This is a genomic window from Vibrio sp. 661 (assembly GCF_033339315.1).
Taxonomy (GTDB): Bacteria; Pseudomonadota; Gammaproteobacteria; order Enterobacterales; family Vibrionaceae; genus Vibrio; species Vibrio alginolyticus.
Window position 1 is genome coordinate 106,662 of record NZ_JAWOUJ010000011.1, and the last position, 23,023, is coordinate 129,684.

Consider the following 23,023-nt stretch of genomic DNA (forward strand, 5'->3'; position numbering starts at 1 on the left):
GCAAGGAGGAAGCGGCATGACACAATTAACAGTTAAAGCACTGAGTGATGAGATTGGTACGCCAGTCGACCGCTTGATTGAACAACTTGCTGACGCTGGCATTAAAAAGGCGAGCTCTGACAATGTTACTGATGAAGAGAAGCAGAAGCTTCTCTCTCATTTAAAGAAAGAACACGGTGATAAATCAGGTGATTCAGAGCCGACTCGCCTTACGCTTCAGCGTAAAACTCGTAGTACACTTAGTGTGAACGCGGGTGGTGGTAAGAGTAAGAATGTTCAGGTTGAGGTGCGCAAAAAACGTACATACGTGAAGCGCAGCACAATTGAAGATGAAGCGAAACGTGAAGCTGAAGAAGCAGCACAACGTGAAGCAGAAGAAGCAGCAAAACGTGCAGCAGAAGAAGCTGCAAAACGTGAAGCTGAAGAAGCTGCAAAACGTGAAGCTGAAGAAGCTGCAAAACGTGAAGCGGAAGAAAAAGCGAAACGTGAAGCGGAAGAAAAAGCGAAGCGAGACGTAGATACGAATGCACAACGTAATGCTGAAGAAAAAGCAAAGCGTGATGCTGAAGAGAAAATTAAGCAAGAAGCAGCGCGAAAAGAGGCCGACGAGCTTAAACGTCGTCAGGAAGAAGAAGCTAAGCGTAAGGCTGAAGAGGAAAGTCAGCGCAAGCTTGAAGAAGCTCGCGAATTGGCTGAAAAGAATAAAGAGCGTTGGTCTGCTGCAGAAGAGAAAAAGGGTGATATGGAAGATACAGATTACCATGTAACGACTTCACAATACGCACGTGAAGCCGAAGATGAAGCAGATCGCAAAGTAGAAGGCGGTCGTCGTAAGAAGAAAAAAGCAGCTTCGGGTAAAGACGACCAAGCTCGCGGTGGCCGTAACAACCAACGTGGCGGTAGAGGTCGTAAGGGCAAACTTGCTAAGCCGACTTCAATGCAGCACGGGTTTGATAAGTCAGCAACGGTTGCTAAGCAAGACGTTGTAATTGGCGAAACGATCGTTCTATCAGAACTTGCTAACAAGATGTCGGTTAAAGCGACAGAAGTTATCAAAGTAATGATGAAGATGGGCGCTATGGCGACTATCAACCAAGTGATCGACCAAGAAACAGCACAACTTGTTGCTGAAGAAATGGGCCATAAAGTAGTTCTTCGTAAAGAGAACGAACTGGAAGAAGCGGTACTATCTGACCGTGACACTAACGCGGAAGCAGTTCCACGTGCTCCAGTTGTTACTATCATGGGTCACGTTGACCACGGTAAAACGTCAACACTTGACTACATCCGTCGCACACACGTTGCTTCTGGCGAAGCGGGTGGTATTACTCAGCACATTGGTGCGTACCACGTTGAAACAGACAACGGCATGATCACGTTCCTTGATACTCCTGGACACGCAGCGTTTACTGCAATGCGTGCTCGTGGTGCTCAAGCAACAGATATCGTTGTTCTTGTAGTTGCAGCAGACGATGGCGTAATGCCACAAACAGTAGAAGCGATTCAGCACGCGAAAGCGGCAGGCGTTCCTCTAATTGTTGCTGTGAACAAGATCGATAAAGAAGACGCGAACCCAGATAACGTTAAGAACGAGCTTGCTCAATACGACGTTATTCCTGAAGAGTGGGGCGGTGAGAACATGTTCGTTCACATCTCTGCTAAACAGGGTACAAACATCGATGGTCTTCTAGAAGCAATCCTTCTTCAGTCTGAAGTTCTTGAACTTACAGCTGTAGCTGAAGGCATGGCATCTGGTGTTGTTGTTGAATCTCGCCTAGATAAAGGTCGTGGTCCAGTTGCAACAGTACTTGTTCAATCAGGTACACTAAACAAAGGCGACATCGTTCTTTGTGGTCAAGAATACGGCCGTGTTCGTGCAATGCGTGATGAGCTAGGTAAAGAAATTACTTCGGCTGGCCCATCTATCCCTGTAGAGATCCTAGGTCTTTCAGGTGTACCATCTTCAGGTGATGAAGCAACAGTAGTTCGTGACGAGCGTAAAGCGCGTGAAGTAGCTAACTACCGTGCTGGTAAGTTCCGTGAAGTGAAACTTGCTCGTCAGCAGAAATCTAAACTAGAGAACATGTTCTCTAACATGACTGCTGGTGAAGTTGCTGAACTTAACGTTGTACTTAAAGCAGACGTTCAAGGTTCTGTAGAAGCAATCGCAGACTCACTAGTTAAGCTATCTACTGACGAAGTTAAAGTGAACATCGTTGGTTCTGGTGTAGGTGGTATTACGGAAACTGACGTAGTACTAGCGGAAGCTTCAAACGCAATCATCCTTGGCTTTAACGTTCGTGCAGATGCTTCTGCTCGCCGTGCTGTTGAAGCCGCAGCTGTTGACTTACGTTACTACTCAATCATTTACCAATTGATTGATGAAGTGAAACAAGCAATGGGCGGTATGCTTGCTCCAGAATTCAAGCAAGAGATCATTGGTCTTGCTGAAGTTCGTGACGTGTTTAAGTCACCGAAACTGGGCGCTATCGCTGGTTGTATGGTTACAGAAGGTGTGATCAAGCGTAACAACCCAATCCGTGTACTACGTGATAACGTTGTTATTTACGAAGGTGAACTAGAGTCACTACGTCGTTTCAAAGATGACGTTCAAGAAGTTAAGAATGGCTACGAATGTGGTATCGGCGTTAAGAACTACAATGATGTTCGCGTTGGTGACCAAATCGAAGTCTTCGAAATCGTTGAAATTAAACGTACTCTAGACTAATTGACTAAAATTACTAATATTGTCTTTGAAAGATAAGTAGTAATTGGTTGTTGAATACACCATGGGGGGCTGGCTTTGACCAACCCCCCATTCTTTCTATATAAGAGTAAAGATATGTCAAAAGAATTTAGCCGCACGCAGCGCGTTGCACAGCAGCTGCAAAAAGAACTAGCGATGATCCTTCAACGTGAAGTTCGTGACCCTCGCCTTGGCATGGTGACGATCTCAGACGTAGAAGTCTCTCGTGACCTAGCTTACGCAAAAGTATTTGTGACCTTCCTGTGTGTGGGTGAGCAAACACCAGAATCATGTCTAGCAGCGCTACGTGAGCACGAAGTGCACATTCGCATGATGTTAGGTAAGCGTATTCGTCTACGTTTAACGCCAGAAATCCGCTTCCACTATGACAATACGCTTGTTGAAGGTATGCGTATGTCTAACCTAGTGTCTGAAGTCGTTAGTTCAGACAAACAAAAGCAAAAAGATTCTGGTCGTGAGGACGAAGAATAATGGCTCGTCGTCGTAAAGGTCGTCCAATTAATGGCGTTATACTGTTGGACAAACCAACAGGTATCTCTTCCAATGATGCACTGCAAAAAGTAAAGCGAATCTACTTTGCCGAGAAAGCAGGCCACACTGGAGCCTTGGACCCATTAGCGACAGGCATGCTGCCAATTTGCTTGGGTGAAGCGACAAAATTTTCTCAGTTTCTTCTTGATTCTGATAAACGCTACCGCGTGATCGCAAAGCTGGGTGAACGTACCAATACGTCTGACTCGGATGGTGAAGTTGTAGAGACGCGTCCAGTCGATGTTGCGTTAGACAAGCTAGAAGCGTGCATCGATCAGTTCCGTGGTGAATCTGATCAAGTGCCTTCCATGTTCTCTGCGTTGAAGTATCAAGGTAAACCCTTGTATGAATACGCTCGTAAAGGCATCGAAGTTCCGCGTGAATCTCGTAAGATCACGGTATATGAGATTGTTCTTCACCGTTTTGAAGGCGATGAAGTAGAGATGGAAGTGCACTGCTCTAAAGGTACCTATATTCGTACTATCGTTGATGATCTGGGCGAAATGTTAGGTTGTGGTGCGCACGTAACTATGCTTCGTCGTACTGGTGTTGCTAAATACCCTTACGAGAATATGGTAACACTTGAGCAACTAAATGAGTTGCTAGAGCAAGCTCACCGCGAGGAACGAGCGCCTCGAGAACTACTGGACCCACTGCTTTTGCCAATGGATACAGCGGTAGAAGACTTACCAGAAGTCAACTTGGTGCCTGAACTGGCGGATATGGTCCAACATGGGCAGCCCGTTCAAGTATTTGGTGCTCCGACAGAGGGCTCACTTCGCCTTACTATGGGTGAAGAACGCTTGTTTATTGGCGTTGGCGAAATGAACGAAGATGGCAAAATCGCTCCTAAGCGATTGGTCGTGTTCCGAGATGACGTTGCATCCAAGTAAATGATTGAAAATACCGACCTGAGTGTCGGTATTTTTATATTGCACGAGATAGGAAATTTCCCTATAATCCGCGCTTCGCGTAGCGGCTGAATCAGAGATTGGCTGCTACAACTTTAAACCTACTCTTATTAGGAGAGAATTATGTCTCTGAATGCAGAAACTAAAGCAGCAATCGTTGCAGAATACGCACAAGGCGAAGGCGACACTGGTTCACCAGAAGTTCAAGTAGCTCTACTTACAGCTTCTATCAACCACCTACAAGGTCACTTCAAAGCGCACAAAGGCGATCACCACAGCCGTCGTGGTCTTCTACGCATGGTTTCTCGTCGTCGTAAGCTTCTAGATTACCTAAAAGGTAAAAACCTAGCTCGCTACCAAGACCTAATCAAACGTCTAGGCCTACGTCGCTAATCAGCGACTGCATAGCAGTTTGTCTAAAAAGGGGCTTTATGCCCCTTTTTTGTTGCCTAAATTTAGCCAAATTAGACTTATGCCGTTATAATACTGGCGGCTAAACCTTGTAAGAGGTTTTCTCAAAAGCTCATAGCATTACAGTCAACCACGTCGACCAAAAGGTCGCGACTATTCAAAAGGAACTTCCGAGTTTCTTTTTACTAGTCGCGATTCGTAATGCCTTGAGTGTCAATTAACACATCTAAGATTTCTTTAAGCACTAAAGGAAGATTAGAAACAAGGAATAACAATGTTCGAAAAACCAGTTGTTAAAACGTTCCAGTACGGTAACCACACAGTTACTTTAGAAACTGGCGTTATTGCACGTCAAGCTACAGCAGCAGTTATGGTCACAATGGATGATACGTCTGTATTCGTATCTGTTGTAGGTAAAAAAGAAGCCGTTGCAGGTCAAGACTTCTTCCCACTAACGGTTAACTACCAAGAGCGTACTTACGCTGCGGGTAAAATCCCAGGCGGCTTCTTCAAACGTGAAGGTCGTCCTTCTGAAGGCGAAACGCTAACAGCTCGTCTAATCGACCGTCCAATCCGTCCGCTATTCCCAGACGCGTTTAAAAACGAAGTTCAGGTTATCGCGACAGTAATGTCTGTAAACCCAGATGTTCAGCCAGATATCGTTACAATGATCGGTACTTCTGCTGCTCTTGCTATCTCTGGCATTCCATTCAACGGCCCTATCGGTGCGGCGCGTGTTGGTCATATCGATGGTCAGCTTGTACTTAACCCTAGCCAAACTGAACTAGAAACTTCTAAGCTTGACCTTGTTGTTGCAGGTACAGAGTCAGCAGTATTGATGGTTGAGTCAGAAGCGGACAACCTAACTGAAGAAGAAATGCTAGCGGCGGTTGTTTATGGTCATGACCAACAACAAGTTGCTATTAAAGCTATCAACGAATTCAAAGCAGAAGTTGCAACTCCTGCTTGGGATTGGGTTGCTCCTGAAGAGAACACAGCGCTTAAAAATAAGATTGCTGATCTAGCAGAAGCTAAACTTGTTGAAGCCTACCAAATTACTGAGAAAATGGCTCGTTACGACCGCATCCATGAGATCGCTGCGGAAGTAAATGAAGTTCTTCTTGCTGAAGATCCTGAAGCAGATACAAAAGAAATCCACACTATCTTCCATGATCTAGAGAAGACAGTAGTACGTAGCCGTATTATTGCAGGTAACCCTCGTATCGATGGCCGTGAAAAAGACATGGTTCGTGCACTAGATGTACGTACTGGTGTTCTTCCTCGTACTCACGGTAGCGCGCTATTCACTCGTGGTGAAACTCAGGCGATCGTTACGGCAACGCTAGGTACTCAGCGTGATGCTCAAATCATCGATGAGCTAACTGGTGAGCGTAAAGATCACTTCCTACTGCACTACAACTTCCCTCCATACTGTGTAGGTGAAACTGGTTTTGTAGGTTCTCCTAAGCGTCGTGAAATCGGCCACGGTAAACTGGCGAAGCGTGGTATTGCTGCAGTAATGCCTTCTGTTGATGAGTTCCCATACACAGTACGTGTTGTATCGGAAATCACTGAATCTAACGGTTCATCTTCAATGGCTTCAGTATGTGGTACTTCTCTTGCGCTTATGGACGCAGGTGTACCAATCAAAGCATCTGTTGCTGGTATTGCAATGGGTCTTGTTAAAGAAGGTGACGATTTCGTTGTACTTTCTGACATCCTTGGCGATGAAGACCACCTAGGTGACATGGACTTTAAAGTAGCAGGTACTAACACTGGTATCACTGCACTTCAAATGGACATCAAGATCGAAGGCATCACTAAAGAAATCATGCAAATTGCGCTTAACCAAGCTCAAGGCGCACGTAAGCACATCCTATCTGTAATGGATGAAGCAATCTCTGGTGCTCGTGAAGACATCTCTGAATTTGCTCCGCGTATTCACACGATGAAGATCAGCGCTGAGAAGATCAAAGACGTTATCGGTAAAGGTGGTGCAGTTATCCGTGCTCTAACTGAAGAGACTGGTACAACTATCGAAATCGAAGACGACGGTACTATCAAGATTGCGGCAACTGAAGGCACTGCTGCGAAAGAAGCTATCCGCCGTATCGAAGAGATCACTGCTGAAGTTGAAGTGGGCCGTATCTACACAGGTAAAGTTGCACGTCTAGCAGACTTCGGTGCATTCGTAACGGTTCTTCCAGGCAAAGATGGTCTTGTACACATTTCTCAAATCGCAGAAAAACGCGTAGAGAAAGTGTCTGACTACCTAGCTGAAGGTCAAGAAGTTCAAGTTAAAGTTCTTGAAATCGACCGCCAAGGCCGTGTACGTCTAAGCATGAAAGAAGCGGTAGAAAAGCCAGCTGAAGAAGCTGCTGCTGAAGCACCAGCTGCTAAAGACGAGTAAGACAAAATGAGACTTTCAGCCTTTTATTAGATTAAGGGCCTGAAAGCATGTTATAAAAGGGGAGCATTTTCGCTCCCCTTTTTTGGTTTGTTTCGATGTATTAACCTCAAACGAGGTTATCGCCTATATTGCATTAAGAGAAATAAATCTTGAGCGGTCCAAACAGGAGTATCAATTAGTGAAATGGTTTCAAACCGCAATTTTATGTGTTGCTATCGCGCTGACCGGTTGTGCAAATACTTCTCAACAATCAGCACAAAAGTGGTTATATCCACCGATGGCGGTGCCACTTCAGCCTAGTGTTCAACAAGAAGTACAAATCGCGCGTCTCTCGCAGTTGCTACAACGTCCCGACCTTAGTGATGAAGTGCGCGCTAAAATGCATTATGAGCGCGGTAGCTACTACGACAGCGTTGGTTTACGTGATCTTGCCCGTTTGGACTTTAACCAGTCTTTGCAGTTGAATCCTGCTCAGCCGGACATCTTCAATCTTTTGGGAGTATACTTTACCCAAGTAGGAGAGTTTGATGCGGCATATGAAGCGTTTGACTCGACCATAGAGTTGGCTCCTGATAATACCTATGCTGAGCGCAACCGTGCGATTGCACTGTATTATGGTGGCCGAATCGATCTCGCTTTAGAAGATATGACCAAGCATTATCAAGAAATGCCAACGGATCCTTTTCGTTCATTATGGCTGTACATCATCGAAGCTGAGCAAAATCCAGAGCAAGCAAAAGCCAATCTTCAACAGCGTTATTTACGAGATCGTAGTGAAGAGTGGGGGTGGGTTCTTGTTGCTATCATGCTGCGAGACGTCTCGGACGAAGACGCGCTTAAAGCAATTATGGATGGAACGAGAGAGAACTATCGCCTAGCTGAACGATTGACGGAAACGTATTTCTACCTTGGAAAGCGTAATCAGCTTGAAGGTGATATCGCAAGTGCCATCTCACTTTATAAGCTCGCGATTTCGTTCAACGTTTACGATTATGTTGAGCATCGCTATTCTTTCTTGGAGTTGGCGCAAATTTACGATCAATTACAGCAAGATAGATTGGCCAAGTTAAAGGCTGCCAAGAAGCTGGAAATTGAATGATTTAGAGCCGCTCGATGAGAGCGGCTTTTTTTATGATTGAACTTGATGAGGGACTCATTTAAAATAGTTAGTCTTGCTAACTAAGTGGTGGTGGCTTTTATGGCATTAGAAGAAAGCTTGATTGATTTAGAGCGTTTTTGCGCCAAAGCTTGGCGTGTCTATGCCAAAGAAGATCCATTATCACATCTAAGCTTTAATGAGTTCGATTATTTACGTGTGATTCAGGTTTACCCTGAGGGTGTGCGAATAACCGATCTTGCAGAAGAGCTGCAAGTGACTAAGCCTTCCGCATCGACAATGGTTGTGCGTTTGGAAAAAAAGGGTTTGGTGAAACGCATCGCATGTAATGAGGATGCTCGTGCTAAGCGTGTGTTGCTTACGGAAGAAGTCGCAGAAAAAATGTCTTTGGAGCAGGTAGTGTACAAAGATATCTCTGACCAAATGATGCAACAATTAAATCAGCAAGAAGCTGAACAGTTACAAGCTTTATTGAATAAAGCATTGAGTAATAAGTCATTTTAAACTGAAGCAAAGGCCTCAGCTGTATGGTTTAGTTTTTGTTGTTTCATCTTTCTTTTATTTAATTTAACCATTTAGTTAGCCTTGCTAATTAAATGGTTAGCTTTGCTAACTACTGGTGACAGTCATGCAAAACTCAATTTATAGACAGTTTTGGAAATATACGATTCCAACCGTCGCAGCAATGCTCGTAAACGGTTTGTATCAAATAGTTGATGGCATTTTTATTGGCCGTTATGTTGGCGCTGACGGATTAGCTGGGATCAATGTTGCGTGGCCTATTATCGGTTCGATCCTCGGTATAGGAATGATGATTGGGGTGGGGACTGGCGCGCTGACTTCGATCAAGCAAGGAGAGAACGATCATGAAGGCGCTAAGCGAATCCTAACGACCGGATTGACGTTGTTAGCGGCATTGATGCCGATCGTTGCTACAATATTGTTCTTGTTTTCGGATGAATTTATTCGCTGGCAAGGTGCGGAAGGGCGAGTGTTTGAACTTGCGCTGCAATATTTGCATATTCTGATTGTCGCGTGCGTATTCACGTTGGGTTCTATCGCAGTTCCGTTTTTATTACGCAATGACGACAGCCCGAACTTAGCAACGATTTTGATGGTCATCGGTGCCGTTATTAACATTGTATTAGACTACGTATTTATTGCTTGGTTGGAGTGGGAGTTAACCGGAGCCGCTATTGCCACTGCACTTGCACAATTAGTGGTCACTGTGCTCGGTATTGGTTACTTCTTTACTTCAAAAGCAACATTACGCCTTCGTATCCGCGACTTCAAAGTTCAGGTTGATGCTGCACCAAAGATTATCATGATAGGTACATCAAGTTTCTTTATGTACGCCTACGGCTCTGTGATGGTGGCACTGCACAACTCGTTATTTGCTCAATACGGAAGTGCAATGTTGATCGGAGCGTACGCCATTTTGGGGTACATCGTGACGGTTTACTATCTGATAGCAGAAGGAATTGCGAATGGTATGCAGCCTTTAGTGAGCTTCAACCACGGTGCACGTAATCAGGAGAACATCAGAAAGTTATTAAAGGTCGCGATGGGGACATCTGTGCTTGGTGGGGTGGCGTTCGTTGTTTTGATGAACCTTTTCCCGTACGAACTGGTTGCGGTGTTTAATAATGCTGACCAACAGTTGATTGATAGCACCGTGATCGGGATTCGTTTACACATGTTTGCGTTGTTCTTAGATGGTTTTTTAGTTGTGGCGGCCGCGTACTATCAATCAGTAAACAAAGGCAGCAAAGCTATGTTTGTAACACTAGGCAACATGCTGGTCCAGTTGCCATTCTTATTCATTATGCCGAAACTTTTCGGCGTGACAGGTATTTGGTTAGCTTTCCCATTGTCTAACATTGCATTGAGTTTGGTCGTGATCAGTATGTTGTGGCGAGATGTGAAAAAGCTGCTTAATGAGAGTTCTGTCGAACCAAGGGTGCAAGCCTGCTAACAAAAGCTAACAGATAAAAGCGAGTCTAGGCCTCGCTTTTATCTTTAAGGATTAAATGGTTTTTACTTCTAAGCCCGCTAGTTGATGCCAATAGCCATTGCATTGGCGGCTTTCGAGCTTTTCAGGATTATCGCCGTATTCGTTTGAGCGAAAACGCTCTAACTCTGAAAAAGTGTCGATACCAAGAGGGCTTAACCGGACCACATCAACCAGCCCTTTCATAGTAGGTAAGTCATTGATGAGGTTGTAGCAATACCCTGACTGTGTTTGAATGCCGTTAAGGTTAAAGACTTCTTGCCCTTCTTGGCTGCTGACCTGGATACCCGTAGGGTATTTGATACAGCAGGTTTCGCAATCGTCTTTCGCTCGGTTTTCAGCTCGGGCTGTGAAACAGCGAGCGGAATACGCTAAAGGCAAATAACCGTGGCTAAATACCTCAACTTCAAACTTGTTACGAATACCAAGCTCGTCACACTGAACTAAAGTATCGTTTAACCATTCGCGAGATAGCTCGACAGGCATGCACCAACGCATCATACCTTGCTTCAAAAATAAGTTGAGCGTGTGTGCGTTATAAGTATTGATTGCAGGGCCAACGACGAAAGGCACTTTATGCTCTGATGCCAATTGAACAGCAGATACGTCATTTGCTTCAATCGCGAAGTCACCGTTGTCGATGTACTTCTTCATTATGTTTACTTCACTCGGAGCTTCTAGTAGTGCCATTGTTGATAGCACCACTTGCTTGCCAGATGCAGACAGCTCTTTTGCGATTTCAAGCCAATGCGAAGGCTTCATTTCTCGACGTTTTGAACATACGGTTTCCCCAAGATAGATGATGTCCGCGGAGCTTGATTTCGCTTGTTCATAAAACGCTTCGATATCTTGTTTTGGCCAGAAGTACAACAGCGGACCAAGCGCGTATTTCATTGAATTATCCATCTTAACCTCTACTGCCATTTGCGGTGATAAGCACCAAGTGTGGTCTGCGTACCTTCAGACACGTTTGCCAATGCGGCATCCCAAGCCGCTTCGACTTGATAAGCTTCTGGGTTTGCTTGGTAACGGTCAATCGCGGCTCGCCATGTTCGAGTGACTTGTTCTACGTAAGCTGGGCTACGTTGGCGACCTTCAATTTTTACAGACGCCACATTTGCAGCAAATAGTTCTGGCAGCATAGAGAGGGTGTTCAAACTGGTTGGTTCTTCCAGTGCGTGGTAGCGTTTTTTCTCGCCTTCGATTTCTGCTTCGAAACGACCTTTACACAAGGTAGGGTAGCCCGCATTTTCACCGGCGCTGTAGCGATCGATCAAAATGTCGTTAAGGCGGGATTCCAGACCATTTTCTGTTTCTTGCCAGCGAACGTACTTAGCTGGAGAGCATGCTCCCACAGTGTTTGGAGACTCGCCTGTCATATATGACGATAGGTAGCAGCGACCTTCAGACATGATGCAAAGGCTACCAAAAGCAAAGACTTCTAACTCGACATCGCTAGTGATGTTGCGTGAAAGCTGTTTGACCTGATGAATCGATAAAACGCGAGGTAATACTACCCGTTTTACGTTGAAGTTTTGTTTGTAAAAATCAATGGCTGCGACGTTGGTCGCTGATGCTTGCACTGAAAGGTGTAGTTCTAGATCGGGATATTTGCGAGCCGCGTACTCCAGCACTGCAATGTCTGCAACAATCAGCGCGTCTACACCCAGTGCCGCTGCATTGTCTACTGCGTTCGTCCAGCGCTCGAAGCCATTGGGATGAGCGAAGGTATTCAACGCGACATGAATTTTTTTATTGCGGTCATGAACGTATTGCACCGCTTTTTCTAACTTTTTGCCGTTAAAGTTGAGGCCAGCAAAGTGACGGGCGTTGGTATCATCTTTGAAACCAATGTAGACGGCATCGGCACCGCAATCAATCGCAGTTTTTAACGCAGGCAGGTTACCCGCGGGACACAAGAGTTCCATATGCTCACAATCATTGAGAATAAAAAGGTGTCCGCATTTTATGAAGAATTATGAATAGCGAAATTGACCTAAGTTAGGTTTAGCTCAATAAAGTCGATATTTACCCCTTGCGAGTAAGGGTATCGGGTCGGGGTTAGTTCTTGTGACGACGATTCTGTACAAACAGCTCTTCAATTTCATGTTTTGGCTGCGGGCGATAAAAATGGAATCCTTGAATCGCATTACATTGAAGGTTAGAGAGCAGGGTCGCTTGCTGGTGGGTTTCCACCCCCTCGGCAACGACAGTTAAGTCGAGCGACTTACCCAGATTAATGATGTTTTCAATCACAGTGACTTGTTTCGGTAGTGTGTCGATATCATTAATAAAAGCGCGGTCGATTTTTAGCTCGTCAATAGGAAAACGCGCTAAGTAGGAAAGAGAAGAGTAGCCGGTACCAAAGTCATCGATAGAGAGAGCGAAGCCAAGCTTTTTAATCGCATTCAACATTTGCAGTGTATGTTCGCTATCACTCATCACGGCACTTTCGGTTAGCTCGAAGGTAATGCAGCTTGGATCAAGCTCGGTAGTGCGAAGCAGCTTTTCCATAAAGTCGATCAGCTGTGGGTTGCCAAATTGCTCGGGAGAGAGGTTGATGGCGACACGGCCTGGCAGTATGCCTTGTTGCTTCCAACGTTTTACCGTATTGAAAACATCACGCATCACGACACGTCCAAGGTGTTCTATTAACCCAGCGCGCTCGGCGACAGGAATGAATGAGCCAGGACTAATGTACCCTTCGACTGGATGCTTCCAACGAACGAGCGCTTCTGCGCCGTTGATACTGAAGTCTCGCGCGTTAACCTTAGGTTGATACCACACTTCCAAACCGTTCTGCTGCAATGCTTTTTGCAGTTCAATTTCAAGCCACAAACGCATACGCGCTTCTTTGTTCATTTGATCGTTAAATTTGATCAGACGATTTCTACCACGATCTTTGGCTTCATACATCGCAGTATCGGCATTTTGTAGTAGGATTCGCGCATCTTGTCCGTCTTCAGGGTATCGAACGCTACCAATTGAACACGCAAGGCGTTTACTGAAGTGGTGCAAGTCGAAAGGTTGGTTGATCAACGAGATAATGCGATCGGACAAAATTTCAGCCATGCGGGTGTTTTCTGGCTCCGGCAGAATGACGCCAAACTCATCGCCACCCAAATGACCAATAATCGCTTGGTTTGGCAGTAACCGTTTAAGACGGGCCGATACCTCTTGAATCACTTTATCGCCAATATGGTGACCAAGTGAGTCATTAATGTTTTTGAAGTTATCGATATCCAAATAAAACACCAGAAGCGGTGTTTGCTTTTTGATCAGCTGTTCCAAACGTTTGGTGAAGCCAAAGCGGTTGTAGAGTTTGGTGAGCGAGTCAATGTGTATGTCTTCATTCGATGCAGAAGACAGGTTTTTGGGCGCATCATCAGCATCTTGGATTAGGATAATTTGAGATTCGCTACCTAATATCGCCGTGGAATCCGCGTGTAGCTGAACTTTCCGTTCAAAGCCGCATCTTGCACTGGTTAAGCAGACAAAAGGTTTGTCAGAAATTAATGTACTCAATCGATGACTAAATACCTTTTTACTGTTTTCATCGATGAATAAACGACTTAGCTCTTCGCCCAACAATTCATGAGGAGAGTTAAGTCCGAGAAGGCGCGCTGATGCGGGGTTCGCAGAGATGACAATATCATCTTCGATAAGCAGTAAGCCGTCTGGTAGCAGTTGTGTTAACTTCGCAAACTTACTTTCGGACTCTTCTAAGGAGCGAACGAGTATCTGCTTTTCTGAAGTATCGACAGCGTGAAAAACAACAAAGCGAATGTCGTTACCTTCAAAAACTGGCGAAAGACTAAAGTGAAGACTGGTTTCAAGGTCGGTTTCATCGAGCGTGATTTCGGCTTCGACATGTGCCCCTTTGAACGCGCGCTGATAGTATGGTGCAAGCTTCTTATAAAACTGTTCACCCAGCACTTGGCAATCGTTTAAGCCGACGATTTCCTCATGACTTAAACCTGCGATATCGCAGTAACGGTCACTTACCATTCGATAATTGTGTTTTTTATCAAGAATGGCAAAGAAGAAAGGGCTATTTGAGGTTAGCGTGGCAAACCAATGTTTTAATTGCTGGGAAGGCATTAGGGTATTACCGATCTCCAATGAGCCAGATTATTCGTCCGTGTATAAAAAGCGACACCCTGATAAGCCTGCGGCGGTCTACCACCAAGCTAAAGTGTTACCTGCCATTAAAGGGCTCGCGGTTTTAGCTGTGCAGTCGACAATCACATGGATACGCTCAGATAACTATAACTTTGAAAATACGGTTGTAAAAGTGTTTATCCACCTGTTCGCATCAATAATACACGTAAGTTCAAAAAAAGAAGCGTTAGTGAGCAATAAACCACCAATCTAAAATAAGCACTTTATTGATACATAACAGTAATCTCATCGCCACGATTGCTTAATATAAGCAACCTAATGACAAAGTAACGGATAATGAACGTGTTAAACAAGATTCGCAGTCAACTAGTAAAGAACGCAGCTAATATTTTGCGTTCTCCAGTCCAGTTATTACCACAGCCAATTCAGCAAAAAGCGTTGCTGGAAGGGCTAAAAATGGTGTTTAAAGAAGCCTTGGAAGATGGTGACTTTGAGTTCCTTGAAGACAAGTGGTTAAAAGTTGCGATTAAAGACTTGAACTTAGCATGGTACATCAGCTATCAAGACGAAAAATTGGTGGTAGCTGAAAAACCAGTTCAGGAAGATGTGAGTTTTAGTGGTAATCTAAACGACCTAGTACTGATTGCTGGTCGTAAAGAAGACCCTGACACACTGTTCTTCCAACGTCGCCTTTCAATTGAAGGTGATACTGAGCTTGGCTTAGAAGTGAAAAACTTAATGGACAGTGTCGACTTAGAGCAGTTACCGAAAGCAATGCAAGTCGCTTTGAATCAATTGGCTGATTTTGTTCAGAAAGGAGTTCAAGCGCCTGCACAACCAACCGGAGTAGCGAATGCTTATTCGAACTGAAGCCCCAGCGGACATTCTTACCATTGACCGCTTATTGAAACACGCCTTCCCAACGGAAGCTGAAGCTGAGCTTGTGATGCGTTTGCGCGAAAACAGCAAATTCACGCTTTCCTTAGTCGCGTGTACAGATGAGGGAGAGGTTATAGGCCATGCTTTATTTAGCCCTGTGACCTTAAATGGTGAAGATTTGTCATGGCAAGGGCTAGCGCCATTAGCTGTTCATGAAGATTACCGTCGCCAAGGCATCGCTGCAGAGTTGATCAAAGAAGGTTTTGATTCACTGCGTGATTTTGGCTACCCAGTGTGTGTGGTGTTGGGCGATCCTGATTATTACGCGCGCCAGGGTTTTCAATCATGCGACGAGATGGGCTTTGAATGTGCTTGGGATGTCCCTAAAGGTGCATTTCGAGTCGCAGAGTTGGTCGAAGGTCAATGTGCTGGACGCTCCGGACGCATAGACTATGCGCCAGAGTTCTCTGAACTGTAAATGAAAGAAGCCCACGACTAAGTGGGCTTCTTTCTTATTCACTGAAAACTGAGATAGGGAGGTTAGGATGACTGGTTACTTTTCTTTTTGCCCCAGATCTCTATTTTCGCTTTTTTACTTACCCCTAGCAGGCTGAGTTTTGTGCTCCCCCTGCTACTGTAAGTCATTTCAATCTGTTTTAGCTTGGCTTCTTTTGTACCTGGAAGGCTCCAGGCACGAGTCGACAATCCGCTTGTTAGTACGCCCATAGAGGAAAGCTTTTTCTCACTACCATCTGTCATGACGACTTTTAAACCATTAATGTCTACCGTTCCTTGCACACATTTTAGTTTTATTTTACTGAAGCTTCGGTTTCGGAATAGGCTATTTGGTGTCACGGTATCTGTTTCTGTATGAAAGTTAACGGTTTTCGTTGCAATCAGCTCCCACTCATCGCTGTTATTAGCAAAAACACTCATGCTGGTGGCGGCTACCAGTGTGCAAAGTAGTAGCGTATTTAAGAATTTCATAATGTACCTCATATGTCATACCCAATGTGTGGCCGTTGGCAAAACGCTATGTTCAGGAATATCCAAATCATCTCATTGTGTTCAGGTGTTCCTTGAAGTCCTTTAGGTATAATCGCGATAATTTGATAGGATTGCCCTCGTTCAAATAGGTGACGGAAAATGTCAATTAACGAGAAACAGTATTTACGTGAAATGGGGATCAGCACATGGGAGCTGGTACACCCTGAAAGACTGGAAGGCTATCAATCGCCATTATTGGATTTGCAAAGTTCATGTAAACTCCTATTGGTATCGCCAATATGTCCAGAAAACGAGACGGCATTGATGTTTGAGCGCGTATTAAAAAGCATTAAGCTCACGCTTGATGATGCGCTACACCTAGAGCCTGAGCGCTTATCCATGCTGGGTGAACATCAGTTAGAGTGGGTGTGGTTTGCAGGCTGTGAGGCTGATCAAAGCATCAAGGCAAAGCACCTGACCTCGCCACTATTACAAGATATTGATGGTAATAACGAACAGCGCCGCGCATTGTGGCAACAAATCTGTTCGTACTCTTAACGGAGCTAATGCGTGACAATTGAAATTACGCCGATGCGTGCAGAGCACCTCGACCAAGTTTTGCAAATCGAGCAGCAAGCACATTCTCACCCTTGGGCCGAATCTTTGGTTCGTGACTTATCCAGTCGCGGTGCTTGCCATCATGTGATGCTGGAAGGCTCTCAAGTGGTTGGTTACTTCTATGGACAGAATATTGTTGGAGAAGTGACACTATTAAATATTGCAGTAGCGCCTTCTCAACAGGGCAGAGGGCTAGGGCAAAAATTGCTGGACGCGTTTATTGAATACTGTGAACAAGCCAAAGCAGAGAGTGCTTGGTTAGAAGTGCGTGAAAGTAATCACCCAGCTATCCATATTTATGAGCAAGCAGGTTTTAATGAAGTGGACCGTCGTTACAACTATTACCCAGCTAAATCGGGAAATGGTAAGGAAGACGCCATTATCATGAGTTACTTATTTTTGAGTTAGTTTTAGGCCGTTACTAATTACCTCATCAACACTTATGCTTTAAATGCGTATCCGGATTCGAGGCTTTTGAATATGTAATAATAATTTTTTGAATTTTTACATCTCTTTGTGTGGAGCTGGCTTTCCCTTGTTAGTTGCAGGTAAAGGCTGGTGAGCCGAGTAAATTCAGTTCATGTCTTTCCAGTTTGCTAGCACAGCGATAATAAGCGAGAATACCGCACAATATCGAATAGTAGATATGCTTGCCTATTTTGTGAGCATGAAAGTAATTTAGAAGATTAACTAATGTCAAATCCCCTTTTTTTAGGCGAAGTGTCTAAGCGCAGAACGTTCGCTATTATTTCTCACCCGGATGCGGGTAAAACCACCATTACTGAAAAAGTCCTTTTATTCGGAAACGCGATCCAAAAAGCAGGTACGGTTAAAGGTCGTGGTAACGCACAGCACGCAAAATCAGACTGGATGGAAATGGAAAAAGAACGTGGTATCTCGGTAACCACTTCTGTAATGCAGTTCCCTTACAATGACTGTCTGGTAAACCTACTTGATACGCCTGGACACGAAGACTTCTCGGAAGATACATACCGTACGTTAACGGCAGTAGACTCGTGTTTGATGGTTATCGATGCGGCGAAAGGTGTCGAGGATCGTACACGTAAGCTGATGGAAGTAACGCGTCTGCGTGACACGCCAATCGTAACCTTCATGAACAAACTTGACCGTGACGTTCGTGATCCAATGGAAGTATTGGACGAGGTAGAAAACGAGTTGGGCATGATGTGTGCGCCAATTACATGGCCAATCGGCTGTGGTAAAGAATTTAAAGGCGTGTACCACATTCACCGTGATGAAACGATTTTATACGAATCAGGTCACGGTCATGAGATTCAAGAAGTTCGAATCATCAAAGGTCTCGATAACCCAGAGCTTGATGAAAAAGTTGGTGCAGGCCTTGCGGAAAGTGTTCGAGAAGAGCTTGAGCTTGTCATGGGTGCTTGCCCTGAGTTTGATTTGGAAATGTTCCTAACCGGTGATCTTACGCCAGTTTACTTCGGTACTGCATTAGGTAACTTTGGTGTGGATCATATGCTAGACGGTCTAACTGAATGGGCTCCAGCGCCGAAAACTCGTCAAGCGGTTGAACGTGAAGTTGAAGCGACTGAAGAGAAGTTCTCTGGTTTCGTATTTAAGATCCAAGCGAACATGGACCCAAAACACCGCGACCGTATCGCATTCATGCGTATTGTATCGGGCACTTACACGCAAGGTATGAAGATGAACCACGTTCGTCTTGGCAAGCAAGTGAGTATCTCTGATGCAGTAACCTTTATGGCTGGTGACCGTGCACGTGCAGAACACGCTTACGCCGGTGACATCATTGGTCTACACAACCACGGCACTATTCAGATTGGTGATACCTTTACGCAAGGTGAATCACTGAAGTTCTCTGGTATTCCGAACTTCGCTCCGGAACTATTCCGTCGTATTCGCCTGAAAGATCCACTAAAGCAGAAGCAGCTTCTCAAAGGTTTGGTTCAGCTATCAGAAGAAGGTGCGGTACAGGTATTCCGTCCTCTACAGAACAACGATCTGATCGTTGGTGCCGTTGGTGTACTTCAGTTTGATGTTGTTGTGGCTCGTTTGAAGTCTGAGTATAACGTTGAAGCGATTTATGAAGGCATTAACGTTGCAACTGCGCGTTGGGTTGAGTGTGGTGATGCGAAGAAACTGGATGAGTTCCAACGCAAGAATCAAGCGAACTTAGCATTGGATGGTGGTGATAACCTAACGTATATCGCTCCAACAATGGTTAACTTAAACTTAGCGAAAGAGCGTTTCCCTGACGTTGATTTCCGTGCGACGCGTGAGCACTAATTTGCGCGGTTAGGGTAAGCCTTAACGCAAACTAGATTTTAAAACGCCCTTGGCTATAAACTTAGCCAAGGGCGTTTTTATATAAGGATAAGATATGAACTGGTTTAAACGTGGGCTAAAGCGTTACGACAATTGGTGTAAAGAAATGGGGTTAACTCCCGATCAGAAACACAGTTGCGTCCCATATCGAAAAGACCCTGCCCATCAAACTGAAGAGAAGAGCGAAGCTCAACCATCCTCTGATTTTCTGCCCGCAGATACAGATAAAAAACGTCAAGATGAAGCTCTTTGATACGCACTGCCACTTTGATTTTGATGTGTTTCAAGATGACTTTGCGCATCAACTTGAGCTTGCTCAAACGCAAGGCGTCGCAAGAATTTTGATTCCTTCCGTCGGTCCGCAAAACTGGGCTCGTATTCAAACTTTGGCAGAGCAACATGCCAATTTGTATTATGCGCTCGGCTTTCATCCGTATTTTCTTGAAGATAACGTTGAGCAGCACCTTACAGAGCTAGAAGGCTATCTAAATCAAAAAGGGCCACAGTGCGTGGCAATAGGAGAGTGTGGTTTAGATTTTGCCATTGATGTTGACCCACAGTTGCAAGAAAAGACACTTGAAGTTCAATTTGAGCTGGCTAGACGCTTCGAGCTCCCAATTATTTTACATAGCCGAAAAGCGCACAATCGCCTCATTCAAATGGTGAAAGCGGCGAATCTCCCTAGAGGTGGTGTGCTACACGCTTTTTCTGGGAGTTATCAGCAAGCCATGGAGTGGGTCAAATTAGGTTTTTTTATCGGTGTAGGAGGAACGATTACCTACCCAAGAGCCAAGAAAACACGCGACGCAATTCAAAAATTACCACTCGAAAACCTAGTAATCGAAACAGACGCACCAGATATGCCTATACTTGAATATCAAGGGGAGTCAAATCACCCAGCCAAACTCATTCACGTCTTTAATGAGCTCGTAGAGTTGCATAACGGCCGAAAGCAATCGATTGCCTCTCAACTGTGGAAAAATAGCAATTTTGCTTTCTCGATATGTGAATAAAATCTAAAGATGTGGTTTGAAATCGAAAACGTTTTCCTGCTTATTGTGAATTAACTCACAAAGCTGGTTGAATCAATCATGAATCTTATAGGAAAGTGTGAGGCTGGCATTACTTTAATTGATTCTGCATGAGTATAATTGCCCCCGCTTTATAGCTCCATTTTGTAACACGCCAATAAATAACTTATAAGGAAGTCATAAACTATGAGCCTGTTTATGAGCCTAATCGGTATGGTAGTGCTTCTTGCGATTGCAGTGGCATTTTCTAACAACCGAAAAGCTATCAACTTTAGAACTGTGGGTGGCGCATTCGCTATCCAATTCGCATTAGGTGCATTTGTTCTGTATGTACCTTGGGGCCGTGATCTACTAAACGGTTTCTCTTCAGGTGTTTCTAACGTTATCAACTACGGTAACGATGGTTCATCATTCCTGTTCGGTGGTCTTGTTTCTGACAAGATGTTCGAAGTATTCGGCGGCGGCGGTTTCATCTTCGCATTCCGTGTTCTTCCTACACTGATCTTCTTCTCTGCACTGATTTCAGTTCTTTACTACATTGGCGTTATGCAATGGGTTATCAAGATTCTTGGTGGCGCACTACAAAAAGCGCTAGGCACTTCTCGTGCGGAATCAATGTCAGCTGCAGCTAACATTTTCGTAGGTCAAACTGAGGCACCTCTAGTTGTTCGCCCATTCGTTCCAAAAATGACTCAATCAGAGCTATTCGCGGTAATGTGTGGTGGTCTAGCTTCTGTTGCTGGTGGTGTACTAGCTGGTTACGCATCTATGGGTGTTCCACTAGAGTACCTAGTTGCGGCATCATTCATGGCAGCACCAGGTGGTCTACTGTTCGCTAAAATCCTTCACCCAGAGACTGACCAGCCTCACGAAAGTATCGAAGAAGCGATGGACGGCGGTGACGACAAACCAGTTAACGTAATCGACGCAGCTGCGGGCGGTGCGGCTTCTGGTCTACAACTTGCGCTTAACGTAGGTGCAATGCTAATCGCATTCGTTGGTCTAATCGCGCTAATCAACGGTATGCTAGGTGGCATCGGTGGTTGGTTCGGCATGCCAGAACTAACACTAGAGCTAATCCTAGGTTACGCGTTCTCTCCACTAGCATTCCTAATCGGTGTTCCATGGGCAGAAGCTGTAACAGCTGGTTCATTCATCGGTCAGAAAATCGTAGTGAACGAATTCGTTGCTTACTTGAACTTCACACCATATCTAGGTGAAAACGCTCAAGTAATCGCGGCAACTGGTGAAGTAATGTCTGAGAAGACAACAGCTATCATCTCATTCGCACTATGTGGTTTCGCGAACCTTTCTTCTATCGCGATTCTACTTGGTGGTCTAGGTAGCCTTGCACCAAACCGTCGTAGTGACATCGCTCGCATGGGTGTTAAAGCAGTTCTTGCAGGTACGTTGTCTAACCTTATGGCAGCGACAATTGCAGGCTTCTGCTTAAGCCTTGCAGCACTATAATTAGAATCGGTTCTTAATATATAGACGCCGTTTTACATCATGCCCTGTAGCAAGAGATTGCTGCGGGGCATTTTTCGTTTTTCGGGCTCCAAAATTTCATCGGGTGTTTGCCTTAGTCGAGGTATTACGCAGTCAATGGAATAGGGGCTAGGAAATTTTGAGATACAAACCGTTTGCGCTCTATTTGGTGCTACAGTTTTGCGGTGAAACTCTATAATGTATTAATCACAGGATAGTGGTTAAGCTTGATTCTTAATCACGTAATGAATATTACATAATCGATGGGCAAATGAATTGCCCTGCAATATCAGATCTAATAGGCGTTTTGCTTTGTGATGTGATATTAAAGACACCGCAATCATAGATTGTTGTGCCATAGGCCAAACTGGTACTGTGCGGTGACAAGGATAGCAATTGGCATATGATAAATTTTCGCTGTATATGCCGAGTCTTCAGGGAACCAAGTCCGTTCATTAATAGACTGTTTAGCCATTTACTCACATTGTCTCGACTTGTTGATTATAGTTAAAGACGTGATGTAAGGCTGAGTAGTGAATTTTTTGAATATTGATCGGAGATAGAAATGAGCGATTTAAAAGCAGCAGCGCTACGTGCACTTAAACTTATGGACCTAACTACGTTGAATGACGATGACACTGATGCAAAAGTGATCTCACTATGTCATGACGCGAAAACAGCAGTAGGCAACACAGCTGCAATTTGTATTTACCCTCGCTTTATTCCTATTGCTAAGAAGACACTTCGTGAGCAAGGTACGCCAGAGGTTCGTATTGCAACAGTAACGAACTTCCCACATGGTAACGACGACATTGAAATCGCAGTTGCTGAAACAAAAGCGGCGGTTGCTTACGGTGCAGACGAAGTTGACGTAGTTTTTCCTTACCGCGCGCTAATGGCGGGTGATGAGAAAGTAGGCTTCGAACTAGTTAAGCAATGTAAAGAAGCTTGTGGTGACATTCTTCTTAAAGTGATCATCGAAACAGGTGAACTAAAAGAAGAAGCACTAATCAAGAAAGCATCTCAAATCTGTATTGAAGCAGGTGCTGACTTCATTAAAACTTCAACTGGTAAAGTGCCAGTAAACGCAACACCAGAATACGCTCGCATGATGCTTGAAGTTATTCGCGACATGGGTGTTGCAGAAACTGTTGGTTTCAAACCAGCAGGTGGTGTGCGCACTGCTGAAGACGCAGCAGCATACCTAGCAATGGCTGACGAAATCCTAGGTGACAACTGGGTTGATGCTCGTCACTACCGTTTTGGTGCGTCTAGCCTGCTAACCAACCTACTAAATACATTAGAAGTATCGGACGACGTCGCTGATCCAACAGCGTACTAATTCCAATAATACGTCTGAACGGTAGCACCTAAACGGGTGCTACCAAACCTCTTCTATCCTACTACAACCATGGCTC

Annotated in this window: 22 protein-coding genes; 17 read left to right on the top strand and 5 right to left on the bottom strand. The window is 44.8% G+C overall.

What is annotated here, in order from left to right:
• The first annotated feature begins 16 nt into the window (after positions 1-16).
• The 8 genes from infB to R7P69_RS17640 all read left to right on the top strand — a co-directional run bounded on the left by infB (position 17) and on the right by R7P69_RS17640 (position 10,122).
• Complete coding sequence (gene infB, locus R7P69_RS17605) at positions 17-2,728, top strand: translation initiation factor IF-2 (protein ID WP_005380086.1); 2,712 nt, start codon at positions 17-19, stop codon at positions 2,726-2,728.
• 114 nt (positions 2,729-2,842) lie between these two features.
• Entirely contained in the window at positions 2,843-3,238 is a 396-nt protein-coding gene (rbfA, locus tag R7P69_RS17610; RefSeq protein ID WP_238952103.1) for a 30S ribosome-binding factor RbfA, read from the top strand.
• Positions 3,238-4,191: a tRNA pseudouridine(55) synthase TruB gene (gene truB / locus R7P69_RS17615; RefSeq protein WP_054574826.1), complete on the top strand. Its 954-nt coding sequence runs from the start codon at positions 3,238-3,240 to the stop codon at positions 4,189-4,191. The genes rbfA and truB overlap by 1 nt, the downstream gene beginning before the upstream one ends.
• 141 nt (positions 4,192-4,332) lie before the next feature.
• Positions 4,333-4,602, top strand: coding sequence for a 30S ribosomal protein S15 (gene rpsO, locus R7P69_RS17620; protein ID WP_005380094.1), 270 nt, complete (start codon positions 4,333-4,335; stop codon positions 4,600-4,602).
• A 292-nt stretch (positions 4,603-4,894) separates the two neighbouring features.
• Entirely contained in the window at positions 4,895-7,030 is a 2,136-nt protein-coding gene (pnp, locus tag R7P69_RS17625; protein ID WP_054574827.1) for a polyribonucleotide nucleotidyltransferase, read from the top strand.
• 178 nt (positions 7,031-7,208) lie between these two features.
• Positions 7,209-8,129 carry a lipoprotein NlpI gene (gene nlpI / locus R7P69_RS17630; RefSeq protein ID WP_005380101.1) on the top strand — a complete coding sequence of 307 codons (921 nt, stop codon included), beginning with the start codon at positions 7,209-7,211 and terminating at the stop codon, positions 8,127-8,129.
• A 99-nt stretch (positions 8,130-8,228) separates the two neighbouring features.
• Entirely contained in the window at positions 8,229-8,651 is a 423-nt protein-coding gene (locus R7P69_RS17635) for a MarR family winged helix-turn-helix transcriptional regulator (RefSeq protein WP_005380103.1), read from the top strand.
• 124 nt (positions 8,652-8,775) lie between these two features.
• On the top strand, positions 8,776-10,122 hold the full coding sequence (locus tag R7P69_RS17640; protein ID WP_033905574.1) for an MATE family efflux transporter: 1,347 nt from the start codon (positions 8,776-8,778) through the stop codon (positions 10,120-10,122).
• Between the two features lie 51 nt (positions 10,123-10,173).
• Here the strand turns inward: R7P69_RS17640 and R7P69_RS17645 are convergent, their stop codons facing one another.
• The 3 genes from R7P69_RS17645 to R7P69_RS17655 form a co-directional block, all read right to left on the bottom strand.
• A complete protein-coding gene (locus tag R7P69_RS17645; protein ID WP_021034024.1) occupies positions 10,174-11,052 on the bottom strand; it encodes a U32 family peptidase in 879 nt (292 codons plus the stop codon).
• Positions 11,053-11,072: 20 nt separating this feature from the next.
• On the bottom strand, positions 11,073-12,086 hold the full coding sequence (locus R7P69_RS17650) for a ubiquinone anaerobic biosynthesis protein UbiU (protein WP_005386427.1): 1,014 nt from the start codon (positions 12,084-12,086) through the stop codon (positions 11,073-11,075).
• Positions 12,087-12,219: 133 nt separating this feature from the next.
• Positions 12,220-14,259 (bottom strand): bifunctional diguanylate cyclase/phosphodiesterase, encoded by a 2,040-nt coding sequence (locus R7P69_RS17655; RefSeq protein WP_005380112.1) that lies wholly within the window; start codon positions 14,257-14,259, stop codon positions 12,220-12,222.
• Between the two features lie 363 nt (positions 14,260-14,622).
• Here R7P69_RS17655 and R7P69_RS17660 point away from each other — a divergent pair, with 363 nt between their 5' ends.
• Both R7P69_RS17660 and R7P69_RS17665 read left to right on the top strand, forming a co-directional pair.
• Entirely contained in the window at positions 14,623-15,150 is a 528-nt protein-coding gene (locus tag R7P69_RS17660; protein WP_005394645.1) for a ubiquinone anaerobic biosynthesis accessory factor UbiT, read from the top strand.
• Positions 15,134-15,637 (top strand): GNAT family N-acetyltransferase, encoded by a 504-nt coding sequence (locus R7P69_RS17665; protein ID WP_005380119.1) that lies wholly within the window; start codon positions 15,134-15,136, stop codon positions 15,635-15,637. Before R7P69_RS17660 ends, R7P69_RS17665 begins: the two co-directional genes overlap by 17 nt.
• Positions 15,638-15,699: 62 nt before the next feature.
• Here the strand turns inward: R7P69_RS17665 and R7P69_RS17670 are convergent, their stop codons facing one another.
• Positions 15,700-16,146: a hypothetical protein gene (locus R7P69_RS17670; RefSeq protein ID WP_213870452.1), complete on the bottom strand. Its 447-nt coding sequence runs from the start codon at positions 16,144-16,146 to the stop codon at positions 15,700-15,702.
• Between the two features lie 159 nt (positions 16,147-16,305).
• On the opposite strand from R7P69_RS17670, the gene R7P69_RS17675 reads away from it, so the two are divergent.
• The 6 genes from R7P69_RS17675 (at position 16,306) to R7P69_RS17700 (ending at position 21,587) form a co-directional block, all read left to right on the top strand.
• Positions 16,306-16,704 (top strand): DNA polymerase III subunit psi, encoded by a 399-nt coding sequence (locus R7P69_RS17675; protein WP_005386429.1) that lies wholly within the window; start codon positions 16,306-16,308, stop codon positions 16,702-16,704.
• 12 nt (positions 16,705-16,716) lie between these two features.
• On the top strand, positions 16,717-17,172 hold the full coding sequence (gene rimI, locus R7P69_RS17680) for a ribosomal protein S18-alanine N-acetyltransferase (RefSeq protein ID WP_154205066.1): 456 nt from the start codon (positions 16,717-16,719) through the stop codon (positions 17,170-17,172).
• A 285-nt stretch (positions 17,173-17,457) separates the two neighbouring features.
• Positions 17,458-19,047, top strand: coding sequence for a peptide chain release factor 3 (gene prfC, locus R7P69_RS17685; protein WP_005380123.1), 1,590 nt, complete (start codon positions 17,458-17,460; stop codon positions 19,045-19,047).
• Positions 19,048-19,141: 94 nt separating this feature from the next.
• The gene (locus R7P69_RS17690) at positions 19,142-19,339 is read left to right on the top strand and encodes a DUF5363 family protein (RefSeq protein ID WP_238952102.1); all 198 of its coding nucleotides are present in this window, start codon (positions 19,142-19,144) and stop codon (positions 19,337-19,339) included.
• On the top strand, positions 19,326-20,099 hold the full coding sequence (locus tag R7P69_RS17695; protein WP_238952101.1) for a TatD family hydrolase: 774 nt from the start codon (positions 19,326-19,328) through the stop codon (positions 20,097-20,099). Before R7P69_RS17690 ends, R7P69_RS17695 begins: the two co-directional genes overlap by 14 nt.
• Positions 20,100-20,303: 204 nt before the next feature.
• Positions 20,304-21,587: a NupC/NupG family nucleoside CNT transporter gene (locus R7P69_RS17700; protein ID WP_005380131.1), complete on the top strand. Its 1,284-nt coding sequence runs from the start codon at positions 20,304-20,306 to the stop codon at positions 21,585-21,587.
• 358 nt (positions 21,588-21,945) lie between these two features.
• On the opposite strand, the gene R7P69_RS17705 is transcribed toward R7P69_RS17700, so the two are convergent.
• Positions 21,946-22,080, bottom strand: coding sequence for a hypothetical protein (locus tag R7P69_RS17705; RefSeq protein ID WP_005391675.1), 135 nt, complete (start codon positions 22,078-22,080; stop codon positions 21,946-21,948).
• 90 nt (positions 22,081-22,170) lie between these two features.
• On the opposite strand from R7P69_RS17705, the gene deoC reads away from it, so the two are divergent.
• Positions 22,171-22,947, top strand: coding sequence for a deoxyribose-phosphate aldolase (deoC, locus tag R7P69_RS17710; protein ID WP_005380133.1), 777 nt, complete (start codon positions 22,171-22,173; stop codon positions 22,945-22,947).
• The last annotated feature ends 76 nt before the right edge of the window (positions 22,948-23,023 follow it).

Excerpts from the sequence above, each read along its gene's own strand:
- infB (WP_005380086.1), top strand. The coding sequence starts at position 17 with ATGACACAATTAACAGTTAAAGCACTGAGTGATGAGATTGGTACGCCA.
- rbfA (WP_238952103.1), top strand. The coding sequence starts at position 2,843 with ATGTCAAAAGAATTTAGCCGCACGCAGCGCGTTGCACAGCAGCTGCAA.
- truB (WP_054574826.1), top strand. The coding sequence starts at position 3,238 with ATGGCTCGTCGTCGTAAAGGTCGTCCAATTAATGGCGTTATACTGTTG.
- rpsO (WP_005380094.1), top strand. The coding sequence starts at position 4,333 with ATGTCTCTGAATGCAGAAACTAAAGCAGCAATCGTTGCAGAATACGCA.
- pnp (WP_054574827.1), top strand. The coding sequence starts at position 4,895 with ATGTTCGAAAAACCAGTTGTTAAAACGTTCCAGTACGGTAACCACACA.
- R7P69_RS17635 (WP_005380103.1), top strand. The coding sequence starts at position 8,229 with ATGGCATTAGAAGAAAGCTTGATTGATTTAGAGCGTTTTTGCGCCAAA.
- R7P69_RS17640 (WP_033905574.1), top strand. The coding sequence starts at position 8,776 with ATGCAAAACTCAATTTATAGACAGTTTTGGAAATATACGATTCCAACC.
- R7P69_RS17645 (WP_021034024.1), bottom strand. The coding sequence starts at position 11,052 with ATGAAATACGCGCTTGGTCCGCTGTTGTACTTCTGGCCAAAACAAGAT.
- R7P69_RS17650 (WP_005386427.1), bottom strand. The coding sequence starts at position 12,086 with ATGGAACTCTTGTGTCCCGCGGGTAACCTGCCTGCGTTAAAAACTGCG.
- R7P69_RS17655 (WP_005380112.1), bottom strand. The coding sequence starts at position 14,259 with ATGCCTTCCCAGCAATTAAAACATTGGTTTGCCACGCTAACCTCAAAT.
- R7P69_RS17665 (WP_005380119.1), top strand. The coding sequence starts at position 15,134 with ATGCTTATTCGAACTGAAGCCCCAGCGGACATTCTTACCATTGACCGC.
- R7P69_RS17670 (WP_213870452.1), bottom strand. The coding sequence starts at position 16,146 with ATGAAATTCTTAAATACGCTACTACTTTGCACACTGGTAGCCGCCACC.
- R7P69_RS17675 (WP_005386429.1), top strand. The coding sequence starts at position 16,306 with ATGTCAATTAACGAGAAACAGTATTTACGTGAAATGGGGATCAGCACA.
- prfC (WP_005380123.1), top strand. The coding sequence starts at position 17,458 with ATGTCAAATCCCCTTTTTTTAGGCGAAGTGTCTAAGCGCAGAACGTTC.
- R7P69_RS17690 (WP_238952102.1), top strand. The coding sequence starts at position 19,142 with ATGAACTGGTTTAAACGTGGGCTAAAGCGTTACGACAATTGGTGTAAA.
- R7P69_RS17695 (WP_238952101.1), top strand. The coding sequence starts at position 19,326 with ATGAAGCTCTTTGATACGCACTGCCACTTTGATTTTGATGTGTTTCAA.
- R7P69_RS17700 (WP_005380131.1), top strand. The coding sequence starts at position 20,304 with ATGAGCCTGTTTATGAGCCTAATCGGTATGGTAGTGCTTCTTGCGATT.
- R7P69_RS17705 (WP_005391675.1), bottom strand. The coding sequence starts at position 22,080 with ATGGCTAAACAGTCTATTAATGAACGGACTTGGTTCCCTGAAGACTCG.
- deoC (WP_005380133.1), top strand. The coding sequence starts at position 22,171 with ATGAGCGATTTAAAAGCAGCAGCGCTACGTGCACTTAAACTTATGGAC.